This window comes from Actinoalloteichus hoggarensis (genome assembly GCF_002234535.1).
Lineage (GTDB): Bacteria > Actinomycetota > Actinomycetes > Mycobacteriales > Pseudonocardiaceae > Actinoalloteichus_A > Actinoalloteichus_A hoggarensis.
In genome coordinates this window covers 1159496-1172466 of the sequence record NZ_CP022521.1, presented here as the reverse complement: position 1 = coordinate 1172466, position 12971 = coordinate 1159496, and the positions used below count along the sequence as shown (strand labels likewise).

Here is a 12971-nt window from a genome sequence, read left to right as displayed (position 1 = left end):
CTTCGTCCCAGATCGCCGATCAACCGGCAGTGAGGACGGCAGCCCGCCCACGGGGTGCGCCGCCGAGCAGCCCTCGGCATCCCGACCGAACCGACCGAGAAGGACTTCAACAGCCATGACCAGCCCCGACACGTCCGTCGCGCCGACTCCCCTGGTGGAGGCGGACTGGACCAACCCGACCTCCGTGTCGAAGACCGTGCTCACCACCCACATCTGGTCCGCACCGACGTTGACCCGCGATTCGAAGATCCACGACCGGGCCTTCGAGGCCCTCCGCGACCTCGGCGCCGACTACGTGCGCTTCCTGCCCTGGTTCACCCACCCCACGCTGTCGGTGCCCGCGCTGGAGGCGCCCACCGCATCGGGCACGTCGTGGGACTTCAGCAGGCTCGACCCCTTCGTCGAGGACGTCGTCACGGCGAGCGAGGGCAGGCCGATCGTCGCGGACTTCGCGACCATTCCCGGCTGGATGCTCACGAAGCCCTCCGAGCACACGAACGACCCCGACGTCATCCACTGGGAGTACGAGAACCCGAGCGGTCTCCGAGACGAGACGCTGGCCGAGGTCGCCGACTACTTCTTCCGCATCGCCAGCTGGTACATCGCGGGCGGATTCACCGACGAGAACGGCGTCCGCCACGAGTCCGGCCACTCCTACCGGTTCGCCTACTGGGAGGTGCTCTGCGAGCCGGACTGGAACCTCAAGCTCTCGCCGGAGACCTACACCCGTCTCTACGACGCCGTCGTCGAGCGGCTGCGGCCGCTGGACCCCGAGATGCGCTTCGTCGGCCTCTCACTGAGCCACGTGCACCACGACCCGGAGTACTTCTGGTACTTCCTGGACCCGGCGAACCACAAGCCCGGCATCCCGCTCGACGCCTTCTCATACCACTTCTACGCCACGCCGGAGATCATCAATCCGTTCTCCCCCGAGGGCAACGCGGGCGAGGAGACCTGGACGACCACCTTCTTCGCCCAGACCGACGCCTTCCTCGACCAGGTCCGATTCATCGACTCGATCCGCAGGCGGCTGTCCCCGAACACCAAGACGTTCCTCAACGAGATCGGCACCTACCTCGCCGACCTGATGAACCCGAACCCGCAGATCCCCGACTGGTACTGGGCGCTCAGCGGGTCCGTGCACGCCTACCTGTGGGCGCGTTGCGTGGAGCTGGGCGTCGACCTCGTCGGAATCGCCGAGTTCATGGACTACCCGAGCATGATCCCCGGCGTCACGCTGGTCGACTGGGACACCGGCGAGCCCAACGCGCGCTACCAGGTCACCAAGCTGCTGATCGACCACTTCGGTCCCGGCGACACCCACGTCCAGGCCAGGGCCGGCTACCCGCAGTTCATCGACGCACGGGTGTTCGTGCAGGCCGTCATCACCGAGAACGGCGAGCGCAGGGTGCTGATCATCAACAAGGGCGCGCACGAGGTGTCGCTGGACCTCGGCGGGGCGACCGGGACGCTGTCCTACGTCGACGTGAACACCGGGGCGAATCCGCCGGTGTCGGAGGCGGTCGCGGGTGAGGGGATCATCCTCGGCCCGCATGCCACCGCGGTGTTCACCCACGCGAGCTGAGCCGTGGCGAGGGCGGCCACTGGGGGTGTCGCCCTCGCCGTCGTGGCGCAGCCGCGCCGACCGGCGTCGGACGCCTGCACGGTGTCCGACGCCGGGTCAGCGGAGTCGCCGGGTCGCGGGTCGCCGGAGTCGCCGGTCAGCCGGGCGACGGCAGCGAGTTCTCCACGTCGTCGTTCTGCGGCTTCTGCCTGCCCGCCTGGTCGACGGCGACGCCGCCGATGTCGCCGACGTCCTCGCGGACCCGGCTGCCGTAGGGGCTCTGGAAGCCCTCCGGGGTGTGGTTGCCCACCCGCCAGTCGAGACCGTTCTCCAGGACCTCCCGCGCGTGCGAGCGGTTGTTGGCGGGCGTGCTGTAGCCGCCCTCGCCTCGGGTCGACGCCGAGAGCGCGTCGGTGCGTCCCGCCATGCCGTCCTGGGCTCCGCCGATGCTGCCGGTGAGGGCGCCGCCGACGATGTTGCGGTAGTCCCACTGGCCCTGTGTCACGCCCTGGCCGACGAAGTCGACGGTGCCGCCGACCACCCCGCCCGCGGCTCCGGATGCCGCGCCCTGCAACGCCGCGCCGCCGAAGCTCCGGCTCGCGCCCGAGGGGATGAAGCCCGAGACGGCGCCGCCCGCGGTCTGGCCGATGCCCGCGACGACGCCGTTGACGACGTGGTTGCCGAGGTTGCCGTTGTCGAACGTGGAGCGGTCCCCCCTGGCCATCTGGAACGCCTGGATGCCGTAGTCGGTGACCAGGTTGGTGGCGACGCTGAGCAGGATGTTCTGCAACAGCTTGATGAGGATCTGCCGGATGGTGAACTGCGTGGCGAGCTGGGCGACCGGGATGCCCGCCGACGCGGTCCCGAAGCTCGCCGCCGCCGCCGCGAGCAGCGCGATGATCTGGATGGCCAGGGCGGCCAGCGCCACATAGATACTGATCTTGGCGTGCTCGACCTCCAACGCCATCTCGTCACAGCCGGTGGAGAGCTGCTCCGACAGTTCGGCGAGCTTGCCGAGGTGCTCGGCGAACTCGTCCCAGTAGGCCTGGAACTGCTCGGCGGTCTCGCCCTGCATCGTGCCTGCGGCGGAGGAGGCCGCGGCCCCCGCGTTCTCCAGCACCGAGGCCACGTCGGTGCCCGCCGCGGACCAGGCCGCCCCCATCTCCCGAAGCTTGTCCTCGTCGCTCTGCGGCCAGTCGGCGCCGAGCGCGACCGAGGCCACCCACTGCAACGACGCGGGTAGTTCCATTCCCATGACCGGCTCCTCCGGGTCAGTAGCCCAGGCCCTCGGCCTGACGGCTGAAGGCCTGTTCGGCGGCGAGGTCGTCGGCATCCCACTGCTGCGCGGCGGCGTCCAGGCTCTCCCGGATGCCGTCGAGGCCTTCGGCGAACGTGGTGAAGGCGGCCGTGCCCTCCGCCGCCGCGGGCTGGTAGGCGGTGCCGAACGCCGTGCCCGACTCGTCGCCGCCCCACGCCCCCGAGGCGGCCGACAGACTCCCGTCCAGACGCTCCAACGCCTCGCGGAGCTGGTCGGCGGCCGAGGAGAACTGCGGGGAGGCCGATCGCAGTGCCGTCGTGTCCGCCCGGTATCCGTCGCTCACCAGTTCCCCTTCTGGAAGATGGAGCCGCCCTCGTCGTCGGGCTCGTCGTCGTCGGGCCTGCGGCGCGGCGCCTGCCGTGGTGGTTCGCCGGTCGGCCGCGGTCGACCGGGGTGGGTCCCGTGTCCCGGCGGCGGGGCGGGCCTGCCGGGCGGGACATGCGGCGGCTGCGGCGGCGCGAAACCCGGCGCGGCGACGTGCGGCGGCGCGGGGTGCGGGAATCCGCCCGGCTGTCCCGGCCTGCCCTGTGGTGTGAACCCGTCCCGACCGGGCACGTCCTCGGCGGGTCGCAGCGGTCGCGTCGCCGTCTCGAAGAGGCCGCGCAGCGAGGGCATGCCCGCCACCACGTCCGGCAGATCCACCATGGGCGCCTGCGCGAGGCTGCCGAACGCCCCGCTGACCTGGGCCTGTGCCCCGGCCTTCGCGGCGGCGAAGGTGTCCGAGATGGACCGGGCGAGCCGCTCGGGGGTGCTGCGGGAGAAGGCGGTCGGCGCCAGCCGCAGCTCCGCGATCCCGCCCGCGGCGTCGACCGCGATGGTGACGAGCCCGTCCGGCGAGGTCGCCGTCCCTCGCGCCTGCGCGGCCTGCTCCTGCGCGGCCTGCAAGGCCTCCGTCTGGCCCGCCAGCTGTTCGGTCAGGACGGCGGCCTGTTCCTTGAGCGTCGACAGCCGGCCTTCCAGCTCGGCCCGTCGCTCCGACGGACTAGACATCCACACCACCAGGAATCGTCGAGGGACGCCCGCGTGGCGACTGATGACGTCCGATGCGCTCTGCCGGACCGCACCCGAGGACGACGGTCGACGACCTCGGGCGCCCGCCCGATCGGACGGTCGCCCATCACGAGGTCCGGCCGCAGGTCAGGCCTGCATACCGGGCTCCAGGCTAGTCCGCCGACGTGCGCGGGACTGCGGGCCGACCGACCGTCATCCACGGGAGGCCGGTCACATCGGACAGGCGCGCCGGGCGGGCGCATCGCGCGGGGGCGCCGGTCTGGCACATCACGCAGGCCGGCGGGTCACGCAGGCACGTCGAGCGGACACGTCGGGCGGGCGTGCCGCGCCGGCGCGTCGGGCCCGCGTCGCAGATCGCCGTGTACACGCCGCTGTCGGCCGCACCGCCGGGCGGGCCTCGACCTCGCCGACCCGCGCGGCAGCCGTCTCGATCATCCGTCCGGCCGGTTCCTGTCCGACGATGGTCGAGCGACACGCGATCGACGATCGACGGCCGACGGACGGCGACGAGGGCGGGACCACGACGAACCGCTGCCGCCGCCGGCCCGATGAGCCCGACGGGCGGCGGCGATCAGGAGCGGTGTCCGGCGATCACGCGAGGTGTTCGATGATCCGATTCGCGGCGTCGACGGCCATCCGCCGCATCGCCTCGGCCGTCTGCGCGCCGACGTGCGGCGTGATGATCACCGAGTGCTCCTGCCGCAGCGGGTGATCGGCGGGCAGCGGCTCGACCACCGTGACGTCGAGCCCGGCACCCGCCAGATGCCCCCGCCGCAGGGCGGTGAGCAGGGCGTCCTCGTCGAGGATGCCGCCGCGCGAGGTGTTGACGACCACCCCGCCCTTCGGCATGGTCAGCAGCTCGTCGAGGCCGATCAGCCGGTGGGTCTCCGGGGTGAGCGGCACGTGCAGGCTCACGGCGTCCGAGGCGGCCAGGAGCCGGTTCAGGGTCGCGGGCTCGGCGCCGTCGGCGACGATGTCGTCCGCCGAGCGCATCGGGTCGAAGGCCAGCACTCGCATGCCGAACCCGTGGCGGGCGATGCGGGCGACGGTCGACGCGATGCGACCGAAACCGACCAGCCCCAGCGTCGAGTCCGCCAGTTCGCGCCCCTGCACGGCGGCCCGGACGTCGCCGTCGCCGCGCACGGCGATCCCGATGCCGCGCCGCACGGCGAGCAGCAGCGCGATCGTGTGCTCGGCGACGGAGCGGGTGTTGGCCGTGGGCGTGGTGGTGACCGTGATCCCCCGCTCGCCCGCCGTCACGAGGTCGACCGTGTCCAGTCCGACGCCGTGTCGGGCGACGATGGACAGGGCGGGTGCGCGGCGCATCATCTCGCCGTCGACGCGGGCCGTGCGCAGGAGGATGCCGACGACGCGGTCCGCGATCTCCTCGAAGGTCACGGCCTCGTCGCCGTAGCCCAGCCGGACGTCGGCGTGCTCGCGGAGCAGCGTCAGCGCGTCCCCGTGGACGGGGCGCGGAATCCAGATCAACGGGGTCTCAGTCACGGGGCACGAGTCCCTGGTTCGCGGCGCGGCGCCGCGCCTCGCCCTCGATCAGCTCCCTGGCGATCCGGACGACCTCGGCACGCTGTTCCTCGGGCACGATCGCGACGCCGTCGTCGTCGCCGACCACCCAGTCGCCGGGGTGCACCGGAACGCCGCCGACCGCGATGGTCCCGCCGATCCGGTAGGGCCCGGTCTTCCACGGGCCTGCCGGGGTGACCGCTCGGGCGAAGACCGGCACGCCGAGTTGGGCGAGTTCGGTGACGTCGCGGGCAGCGCCGTCCAGGACGATGCCCCCGATCTCCAGGGCCCGCGCCTTCTGTACGACGAGTTCGCCGATCAACGCCCGCGTCTCGTCGCCGCCGCCGTTGACGATGAGGATCTCGCCGCGGCGGATGGTCTCGAAGGCCGCGTGCAGGCCCTTGTTGTCGCCGGGCCGGGTCCACACTGTGAAGGCCGGGCCGGACAGCGTCGCGCCGGGCCACAGCGGCCGGATGCCGTCCGCGACGCCGAAGCGCTCCATGGCGTCGGACAGGGTGGCGACCGGGAGGTCGGCCGGGGACGGATAAGCGTTGATCGAGTTCACGATTCTCCTTGTCGTCGTACGGCCGCGGCGAGTCGACGTCGATCCGGTCGGGCGCGGCCTGCCCCGCCACGATCCTCGGCGGCCCTCGGCCCTGCGGCGGTCGTCAGTGCAGGGCGGGCGGCAGTCCGGTGCGGGCGATGTCGTCGGCGCAGGCACGCACGGCGGCGACGAAGCCGGGGATCCTGTCCTCGGTGAATCGGATGGTGGGGCCGCCGAGGGCGAGCACCGCCGGGCGGACGGGTACGCCGCCGTCGGCATTCGGATCGGGAAGCATCGGGACGGCGAGTCCGGTGTTTCCCGGCTCGCGCTGTCCGTGGGAGATGTACCAGCCGTCCGCGACGGCCTGGTCGACGCTGCGCCGGATCGCGTCGGCGTCGCTGCGCGACTCCGGGAGCCGCGCCACCCGCTGGATCAGCTCCTCGCGGTCGTCCGGCGCCTCCAGTCCGAGCAGCACGAACGCCGCCGAGCCGCCCCACATCGGCAGTTCGTCACCGGTCTGCACGACATGCCGCAGCATGTTCGGGCTGGGCGCCTGGCCGACGACCACTCTGCGCAGGCCGCGGCGCACGTAGAGGCTCACCGTCTCGCCGGTCGCGGCGGCCAGCTCGCGCATCCGGGCGAGGCTCGCCGCGGGCAGCGTCCAGGCGGCCTCGGCGAAGGCGGCCAGGCCGATCATGCGGGTGCCGACCCGGACCTGTCCGTCGGCGCCGAACTCCAGCAGACCTTCGGCCTGGAGCGTCTCGATCAGCCGGAGCACGGTCGTCCTGGGCAGTCCGGTCGAGCGGACGATCTCGGCGACGCCGAGCGACATCCGGTCGACGGAGAACGCGCCCAGGACGCGGAACGCCCGGCTGACGGCGCGGATGCCGCCCCCGTCGCCCTCCGGCGTATCGGCTCCACCGGACCTCATGCGGCGGCCCCTCCTCATCGTCGAGACACGAGATGTTTGCACCCGACCGAGGGCAACTATACCATCAGGCGGTCATAAGTGTCCGTCAGGTGGACATCGAGTGTTCTACCCAGGTCACAAGGGAGTGATCATGCCGAGCAGACGACAGGTTCTCTCGGTCCTCGGGGTGGTCGGCACGCTCGTGCTGACCGGGTTCGCCGCCGTCGACGCGAGTCAGTCGACCACCGGCGCGACGCCGAGATCGAACCTCCGGGTCATGGCGCCCGCGGCTCCCGGCGGTGGCTGGGACCTCGCCTCCCGCGAGTTCCAACAGGCATTGCGCGGCGGTGCCGTCGTCAACAACGTGCAGGTCTTCAACGTGCCCGGCGCGGGAGGGACCATCGGCCTCGGGCAGTTCGTCGAACTCGGCGCCGACCCGACGCAGCTGATGATGACGGGCACCGTGATGGAAGGCGCCATCAACGTCAACGGGTCCGCGGTCGACCTGCTGGACACGACGCCGATCGCCCGCCTCGCCGAGGACTACGAGGTGATCGTCGTCCCGGCCGACTCGCCGTACGAGACGTTGGAGGACTTCCTCCAGGTGTGGCGCGAGGACACCCCCGGCCACGCCGTCGGCGGCGGCGGCCTCGGCGGCACCGACCACCTGCTGACCGGTCTCATCGCCCGCGAGGCAGGCGTCGATCCGGAGCAGGTCAACTACGTCTCCTACGCGGGCGGCGGCGAGGTGCTCACGGCCCTGCTGTCGAACACCGTCGAGATCGGTGTCTCCGGCTACAACGACTTCCGCGACCAGATCGAGGCGGGCAACGTCAGGGCGCTCGGCGTGTCGGCCGAGGAGCCCGTCGACGGCATCGACACCCCGACGTTCATCGAGCAGGGCATCGACGTCGCGCTGCCCAACTGGCGCGGCCTGGTCGCGCCGCCCGGCATCACCGACGAACAGCGCGCCGAGCTGATCGCGGTCGTCGAAGAGGCCACCGCGACCCCGGAGTGGGCCGACGCGCTCGTCCGGAACAAGTGGGAGGACAGCCTCCTCACGGGTGACGACTTCACCGAGTTCATCCGCGAAGACCAGGCCAGAGTCGATGCGATCATCGAGGAGCTGGGACTGTGAACCGAACCGCCACCGAGTTCCTGCGCCGCCGCACCGGGCTGATCATCCCGCTGCTGCTGCTGATCATCGGCGTCGTGCTCGGCGTCGGAACGGTCACCATGGACGTCCCCGCCAACACCGCCTCGCCGGGACCGCGACTGTTCCCGGTGATCATCGCCATCGCCTGCGTGGTGTTCGCCGTCCTGCTCACGGTCGACGTCCTGCGCAATCCCGAGCCCGCGAAGGTGTCCGCGCCGACGCGGGACGGCGAGGTCCCCCCTGTCGCGCACGCCGTGCACGCCGACGAGGACGCCGAGGAGCCCGCGGCGGAGGAGGAGCCGACCAGGGTGCGGAGCAATCACCGTGCCCTGGCGGGTGCCGTCGCGACCGTCGTCGTCTTCATCGCCGTCCTGAATCCGCTGGGCTGGCTGCTCTCCGGCGCACTGCTGTTCTGGGGCATCTCCCGCGCGCTGGGCAGCAGGCGCGTGGTGTTCGACGTCTTCCTGTCGCTGGCGATCTCCTCGATCGTCCAGCTCGCCTTCTCCGCGGGCCTCGGTCTCAACCTGCCCCCCGGCATCCTGGCGGGAGTCCTCTGATGGAGTCACTGGTCAACCTCGGTGAGGGCTTCCTCACCGTGCTCACCCCGATGAACATGCTCTGGGTGTTCATCGGCGCCGTCCTGGGCACCGCCGTCGGCGTGCTGCCCGGCCTCGGCTCGGCCATGGCGGTGGCACTCCTGCTGCCGGTCACGTTCTCGCTCGACCCGATCGGCGCGTTCATCATGTTCGCCGGCGTGCTCTTCGGCGGTCTCTTCGGCGACTCGATCTCGGGCATCCTGATGAACACGCCCGGCAACAGCACCGCGATCGCCGGGTCGATCGAGGGCCATCGGATGGCCAAGAGCGGGCGTGCCTCCCAGGCCCTGGCGACCTCGGCGATCGGCGCGTTCATCGGTGGCATCGTCGCCTCGATCCTGGTGGTCTTCTTCGCGCCAGGACTGGCCCGGCTGGCCACCCTCTTCGGCCCCGCCGAATACCTGGCGCTGGCGATCTTCGCGTTCGTCGCGATCTCGGCCGTCGTCAGCGAGTCCGTCGTCCGAGGCCTGTCCGCACTCGTCATCGGACTCGCCATCTCCGTGGTGGGCATCGACGGCGCCTCCGGAGCCGCCCGCTTCACCGGCGGCCTGCCGGAGCTGTTCGACGGCATCGACATCGTCGTGATCACCGTCGGCCTGCTCGCGCTCGGCGAGGTCTTCAACGTCGCGGCCCGCCGCGGCACCAAGGAGGACACCCGGCTGCTGCCCTCCCGAGGACGGCTCTGGCTGTCGCGGCGTGAGTTCCGGCTGGCGCTGCCCGCCTGGTTCCGCGGCACGGCGATCGGCGTGCCGTTCGGCATCATCCCCGTCGGCGGCTCCGAGGTGCCGACCTTCCTCTCCTACGGCACCGAGCGGAAACTGGACTCCCGGCGAAGCAAGCCCATGTTCGGCAGGGGCGCGATCCAGGGCGTCGCCGGTCCGGAGGCCGCGGGCAACGCGACGGCGGGCACCGCGATGGGTGCGCTGCTGGCACTGGGCCTGCCGACGTCGGCGACGGCGGCGATCCTGCTCGCCGCGTTCCGCCAGTACGGCCTCCAGCCGGGCCCGCTGCTGTTCGAACGGGCCAGCGAGCTGGTGTGGGCGCTGCTGGCGAGCTTCTTCATCGGCATGGTCGTGCTGCTCATCCTGAACCTGCCGTTCGCCCCGCTGTGGGCGAAACTGCTGAAGGTGCCACGGCATTACCTCTACGCCGGGATCACGGTGTTCGCGATGCTCGGCGTGTACGCGACCAGCAGCAAGATCCTGGATCTCGTGCTGGTGCTGGCCATCGGTTTGCTCGGCTTCGCCATGCGCCGGTACGGGCTGCCGGTGGCGCCGGTGCTCATCGCCGTCATCCTCGGCCCGCTCGCCGAGACCGAGTATCGGCGGGCGATGGCCGTCAGCGAGGGCGATCCCGCCGCGCTGATCGCCAGCCCGATCTCGGCGACCCTGTACGGAGTGCTCGTGCTCGTCGTCGTCGGTCTGCTCGTCCAACGATTCCGGCGTCGCCGCCAAGAGAAGGCATCGGTATGAACCACGATCCGTCCCGGACTCCGCCCGCGGCAGGCTCCGGCCTGCTCGCCGGAGTCCGGGTCCTCGACCTGACCAACGTCCTCGCCGGGCCGTACGCCTGCTACCAGCTGGCGCTGCTCGGCGCGGACGTGGTCAAGGTCGAGATTCCCGAGGGCGGCGATCTCGCCCGCAAACTGGGCGCCTCGGCGGAGCTGAACCGCCGGGAGCTCGGCGCCTCCTTCCTGGCGCAGAACGCGCAGAAGCGTTCGATCACGCTGAACCTCAAGTCCGAGTCCGGCCGGGAGGTGCTGCGCAGACTCGTCGCGAGCGCGGACGTGCTGTGCGAGAACTTCCGGCCGGGTGTGCTGGAGCGGCTGGGCTTCGGCTGGGCGGAGCTGAAGCGGATCAACCCGCGCCTGGTCTACTGCGCGATCTCCGGCTTCGGCCAGACCGGTCCGCTGCGTGGCAAGCCCGCCTACGACCAGATCATCCAGGGCGTCTCCGGGATGATGAGCGTGACCGGGACCGCCGACACCGCCCCGTTGCGCGCCGGCTATCCCATCGCCGACACGCTCGGCGGGCTGGCGGCGGCCTTCGCGATCTCCTCCGCGCTGCTGGGACGGGAGCGCACCGGCACCGGCTGCATGATCGACGTCTCCATGCTGGAGACCGCGGTCACCGCCATGGGCTGGGTGACCTCCAACCACCTGATCGCCGATCACCTGGCCCGGCCGCTGGGCAACGACAACGGCACGGCCGCCCCCTCCGGCACCTTCCGCACCGCCGACGGCGAACTCAACATCGCCGCCAACAAGCAGCAGCAGTTCGAGCTGCTGTGTCGCATCGTCGGCCGCCCCGAACTGGCGACCGATCCGCGCTTCGCCGAGCGGGAGGCACGCAAGACGCATCGGGCCGCGCTGACCGCCGAACTCGAGGCGGCCCTCACCACGCGGTCCGCCGCGCACTGGGAGGAGGAGCTCAGCACGGCAGGCGTGCCCGCCGCCGCCGTGCTGACCGTGCCGGAGATGCTGGAGAGCCCGCAGATCAAGGCACGGAAACTCGTCCACGAGCTGCCGTTCCCCGGCACGGACCCGGCGGCGGGGGCGGCGTCGGAGGCGGAGGCGGGCGAGCCGGCGTCGCCACTGCGGGTCCTCGGCCACGGCATTCACATCGACGGCAGTCCGAGCAGGCCCGTGCTGCCGCCGCCGATCCTCGGCCAGCACACCGAGGACGTCCTCGGCGAGCTCGGCTACTCCCCCGACGAGATCGCCCGGCTGCACGAGGAGGACGCCGTATGACCGAGCCCACCACCGGAGAAACGGGCACCGGCGGTGCAGGCGGGGCCGCCGCCGAGCGCTCCGCGGTCAGCCCGGCAGGGACCCAGACCACCGGCGTCGCGGAGACCACCGCGTGGTGGTCGACCGCCGTCACCCGCATCGCCCCCGGCGAGATCGAGCTGCGCGGCTACCCGATCGAACAGCTCATCGGCAGGCTCGACTTCGTGAGCACCATCTGGCTGCTGACCAAGGGGGTGCTGCCCACGTCCGCGCAGTCCCGGCTGTTGCAGGCGGCGCTGGTCGCCAGCGTCGACCACGGGCCGCAGGCTCCCTCGATCGCGAGCGCGCGGATGGCCGTGACCTGCGGCGTGGGGATCAACTCGGCCATCGCCAACGGCGTCAACGTGCTCGGCGACACCCACGGCGGCGCGGGTCAGCAGTGCGTCGCGATGCTGCACGGCATCGCCGCCACCGCGACGGAGACCGGGCGCGACGTGGACGAGGTCGCCGCCGAGGTCGTCGCGGACCATCGGGCCCGGAAGGCCTACGTCCCCGGTTTCGGCCATCGCTTCCACCCGCGTGATCCCCGCCGAGACGTGCTCCTCGGCCTGGTCGAGGAGGCCGTGACGGCCGGGGACCTGGGCGGCGAGTACCTGCGGGCCGGGATCGCCGTCGAGAAGGCGCTGGCGACCGGGAGGCGCAGGCCGCCGATGAACATCGACGGCGTCACGGCCGTCGTCTACGCCGAACTCGGCGTCGAACCCGAGCTGGCGCGCGGGTTCTTCGTGCTGGCCCGCTCGGTCGGCATCCTGGCGCATGCCTGGGAGGAGACCGGCACCGGACGCCGGGTCAAGGGCCCGCTGCCGCCCCCGCTGCTCGCCGACTACACCGGCGAGCCGACCCGCGAGTACCCGGAGTCCTGAACGGACCGACGCCCGGAGTCGACGCGGCGTGCCGCGCGGTCGTCGACCCCGCGGCGGAGGGCGTGGCGGTGCCGTGGCGGCGGCACCGCCACGCGGCGGGGAAACGTCGTGAGTCTCGCCGGGCAGTCGGGCCCTTGCCCGCCCGGGCACGGCGGGTGGACCGGTCGTCGATCGCAAGGACCTCGTAGCTGCGGTCCGCGATCTCCAGCCTGCCGGACATCTCGGTGACCACGACGAGGGACAGGTCGAGCTGGGCGACGCGGCGGGCTCACCGGCAGCGATCCGAGGCCTGCGAGTCCGTCGAGGTAGACGGTCGACAGCAAGTCGGCAGCCATTGACCGGTCAGAACAGATCGGCTCTTCCTCATAGCCTGCATCGACTGTGCCGGTGAGTCGGAGGCGGTCTACCTGGACGGTCAGAGGTCCTGGCGCGCCCGACGTCACGCGCGTGTCCACGATGGCCGAACCACGGCTTCGTGCCGGGGCCCCACCGCGAGCGCGATGCTCCGAGACTCCCGCGCCGCCGCGTTGCCGATTCACCAACTGACGTGCCGGGCGGGCCTCGCCGGGCCGTCGGCCGTCCGCACGGCCGCAGACAGGGGATCATCGCGGAGCAGCCGTCCTGACCAGCGCTGATCTCCGCCACCACCGCTGTGCGAGGGTCGGGGCACCGGCCCGTTCGGTCGAGCGGTCTCCGCCGT

Annotated in this window: 12 protein-coding genes; 6 read left to right on the top strand and 6 right to left on the bottom strand. The window is 71.9% G+C overall.

Going from position 1 to position 12971, the window contains the following annotated elements; all coding sequences use genetic code 11:
- Window positions 1-115: 115 nt before the first annotated feature.
- Complete coding sequence (locus AHOG_RS05335) at window positions 116-1585, top strand: hypothetical protein (protein ID WP_093940354.1); 1470 nt, start codon at window positions 116-118, stop codon at window positions 1583-1585.
- A 136-nt stretch (window positions 1586-1721) separates the two neighbouring features.
- Here the strand turns inward: AHOG_RS05335 and AHOG_RS05330 are convergent, their stop codons facing one another.
- From AHOG_RS05330 to AHOG_RS05300, 6 genes are all read right to left on the bottom strand, one after another.
- Window positions 1722-2819: a WXG100 family type VII secretion target gene (locus AHOG_RS05330; RefSeq protein WP_157736652.1), complete on the bottom strand. Its 1098-nt coding sequence runs from the start codon at window positions 2817-2819 to the stop codon at window positions 1722-1724.
- A 16-nt stretch (window positions 2820-2835) separates the two neighbouring features.
- On the bottom strand, window positions 2836-3165 hold the full coding sequence (locus AHOG_RS05325; RefSeq protein ID WP_157736651.1) for a WXG100 family type VII secretion target: 330 nt from the start codon (window positions 3163-3165) through the stop codon (window positions 2836-2838).
- Window positions 3162-3872 carry a YbaB/EbfC family nucleoid-associated protein gene (locus tag AHOG_RS05320; protein WP_157736650.1) on the bottom strand — a complete coding sequence of 237 codons (711 nt, stop codon included), beginning with the start codon at window positions 3870-3872 and terminating at the stop codon, window positions 3162-3164. The genes AHOG_RS05325 and AHOG_RS05320 overlap by 4 nt, the downstream gene beginning before the upstream one ends.
- A gap of 612 nt (window positions 3873-4484) precedes the next feature.
- On the bottom strand, window positions 4485-5396 hold the full coding sequence (locus AHOG_RS05310) for an NAD(P)-dependent oxidoreductase (protein ID WP_245856575.1): 912 nt from the start codon (window positions 5394-5396) through the stop codon (window positions 4485-4487).
- A complete protein-coding gene (locus AHOG_RS05305; RefSeq protein WP_245856574.1) occupies window positions 5389-5979 on the bottom strand; it encodes an RraA family protein in 591 nt (196 codons plus the stop codon). Before AHOG_RS05305 ends, AHOG_RS05310 begins: the two co-directional genes overlap by 8 nt.
- A 103-nt stretch (window positions 5980-6082) precedes the next feature.
- Window positions 6083-6889: an IclR family transcriptional regulator gene (locus AHOG_RS05300; RefSeq protein WP_093940349.1), complete on the bottom strand. Its 807-nt coding sequence runs from the start codon at window positions 6887-6889 to the stop codon at window positions 6083-6085.
- A gap of 130 nt (window positions 6890-7019) precedes the next feature.
- Between AHOG_RS05300 and AHOG_RS05295 the strand changes: the two genes are divergently transcribed.
- From AHOG_RS05295 to AHOG_RS05275, 5 genes are read left to right on the top strand one after another with little or no spacing between them, the layout of a single operon-like run.
- Window positions 7020-8006 carry a Bug family tripartite tricarboxylate transporter substrate binding protein gene (locus tag AHOG_RS05295; protein WP_093944177.1) on the top strand — a complete coding sequence of 329 codons (987 nt, stop codon included), beginning with the start codon at window positions 7020-7022 and terminating at the stop codon, window positions 8004-8006.
- Window positions 8003-8581, top strand: coding sequence for a tripartite tricarboxylate transporter TctB family protein (locus AHOG_RS05290; RefSeq protein WP_093940348.1), 579 nt, complete (start codon window positions 8003-8005; stop codon window positions 8579-8581). Before AHOG_RS05295 ends, AHOG_RS05290 begins: the two co-directional genes overlap by 4 nt.
- Window positions 8581-10092, top strand: a complete 1512-nt coding sequence (locus AHOG_RS05285; protein ID WP_093940347.1) for a tripartite tricarboxylate transporter permease — start codon at window positions 8581-8583, stop codon at window positions 10090-10092. The genes AHOG_RS05290 and AHOG_RS05285 overlap by 1 nt, the downstream gene beginning before the upstream one ends.
- Window positions 10089-11369, top strand: coding sequence for a CaiB/BaiF CoA transferase family protein (locus AHOG_RS05280; protein WP_093940346.1), 1281 nt, complete (start codon window positions 10089-10091; stop codon window positions 11367-11369). Before AHOG_RS05285 ends, AHOG_RS05280 begins: the two co-directional genes overlap by 4 nt.
- Window positions 11366-12271 (top strand): citryl-CoA lyase, encoded by a 906-nt coding sequence (locus AHOG_RS05275; RefSeq protein ID WP_093940345.1) that lies wholly within the window; start codon window positions 11366-11368, stop codon window positions 12269-12271. The genes AHOG_RS05280 and AHOG_RS05275 overlap by 4 nt, the downstream gene beginning before the upstream one ends.
- The last annotated feature ends 700 nt before the right edge of the window (window positions 12272-12971 follow it).

Excerpts from the sequence above, each read along its gene's own strand:
- AHOG_RS05335 (WP_093940354.1), top strand. The coding sequence starts at position 116 with ATGACCAGCCCCGACACGTCCGTCGCGCCGACTCCCCTGGTGGAGGCG.
- AHOG_RS05330 (WP_157736652.1), bottom strand. The coding sequence starts at position 2,819 with ATGGGAATGGAACTACCCGCGTCGTTGCAGTGGGTGGCCTCGGTCGCG.
- AHOG_RS05320 (WP_157736650.1), bottom strand. The coding sequence starts at position 3,872 with ATGTCTAGTCCGTCGGAGCGACGGGCCGAGCTGGAAGGCCGGCTGTCG.
- AHOG_RS05300 (WP_093940349.1), bottom strand. The coding sequence starts at position 6,889 with ATGAGGTCCGGTGGAGCCGATACGCCGGAGGGCGACGGGGGCGGCATC.
- AHOG_RS05295 (WP_093944177.1), top strand. The coding sequence starts at position 7,020 with ATGCCGAGCAGACGACAGGTTCTCTCGGTCCTCGGGGTGGTCGGCACG.
- AHOG_RS05285 (WP_093940347.1), top strand. The coding sequence starts at position 8,581 with ATGGAGTCACTGGTCAACCTCGGTGAGGGCTTCCTCACCGTGCTCACC.
- AHOG_RS05280 (WP_093940346.1), top strand. The coding sequence starts at position 10,089 with ATGAACCACGATCCGTCCCGGACTCCGCCCGCGGCAGGCTCCGGCCTG.
- AHOG_RS05275 (WP_093940345.1), top strand. The coding sequence starts at position 11,366 with ATGACCGAGCCCACCACCGGAGAAACGGGCACCGGCGGTGCAGGCGGG.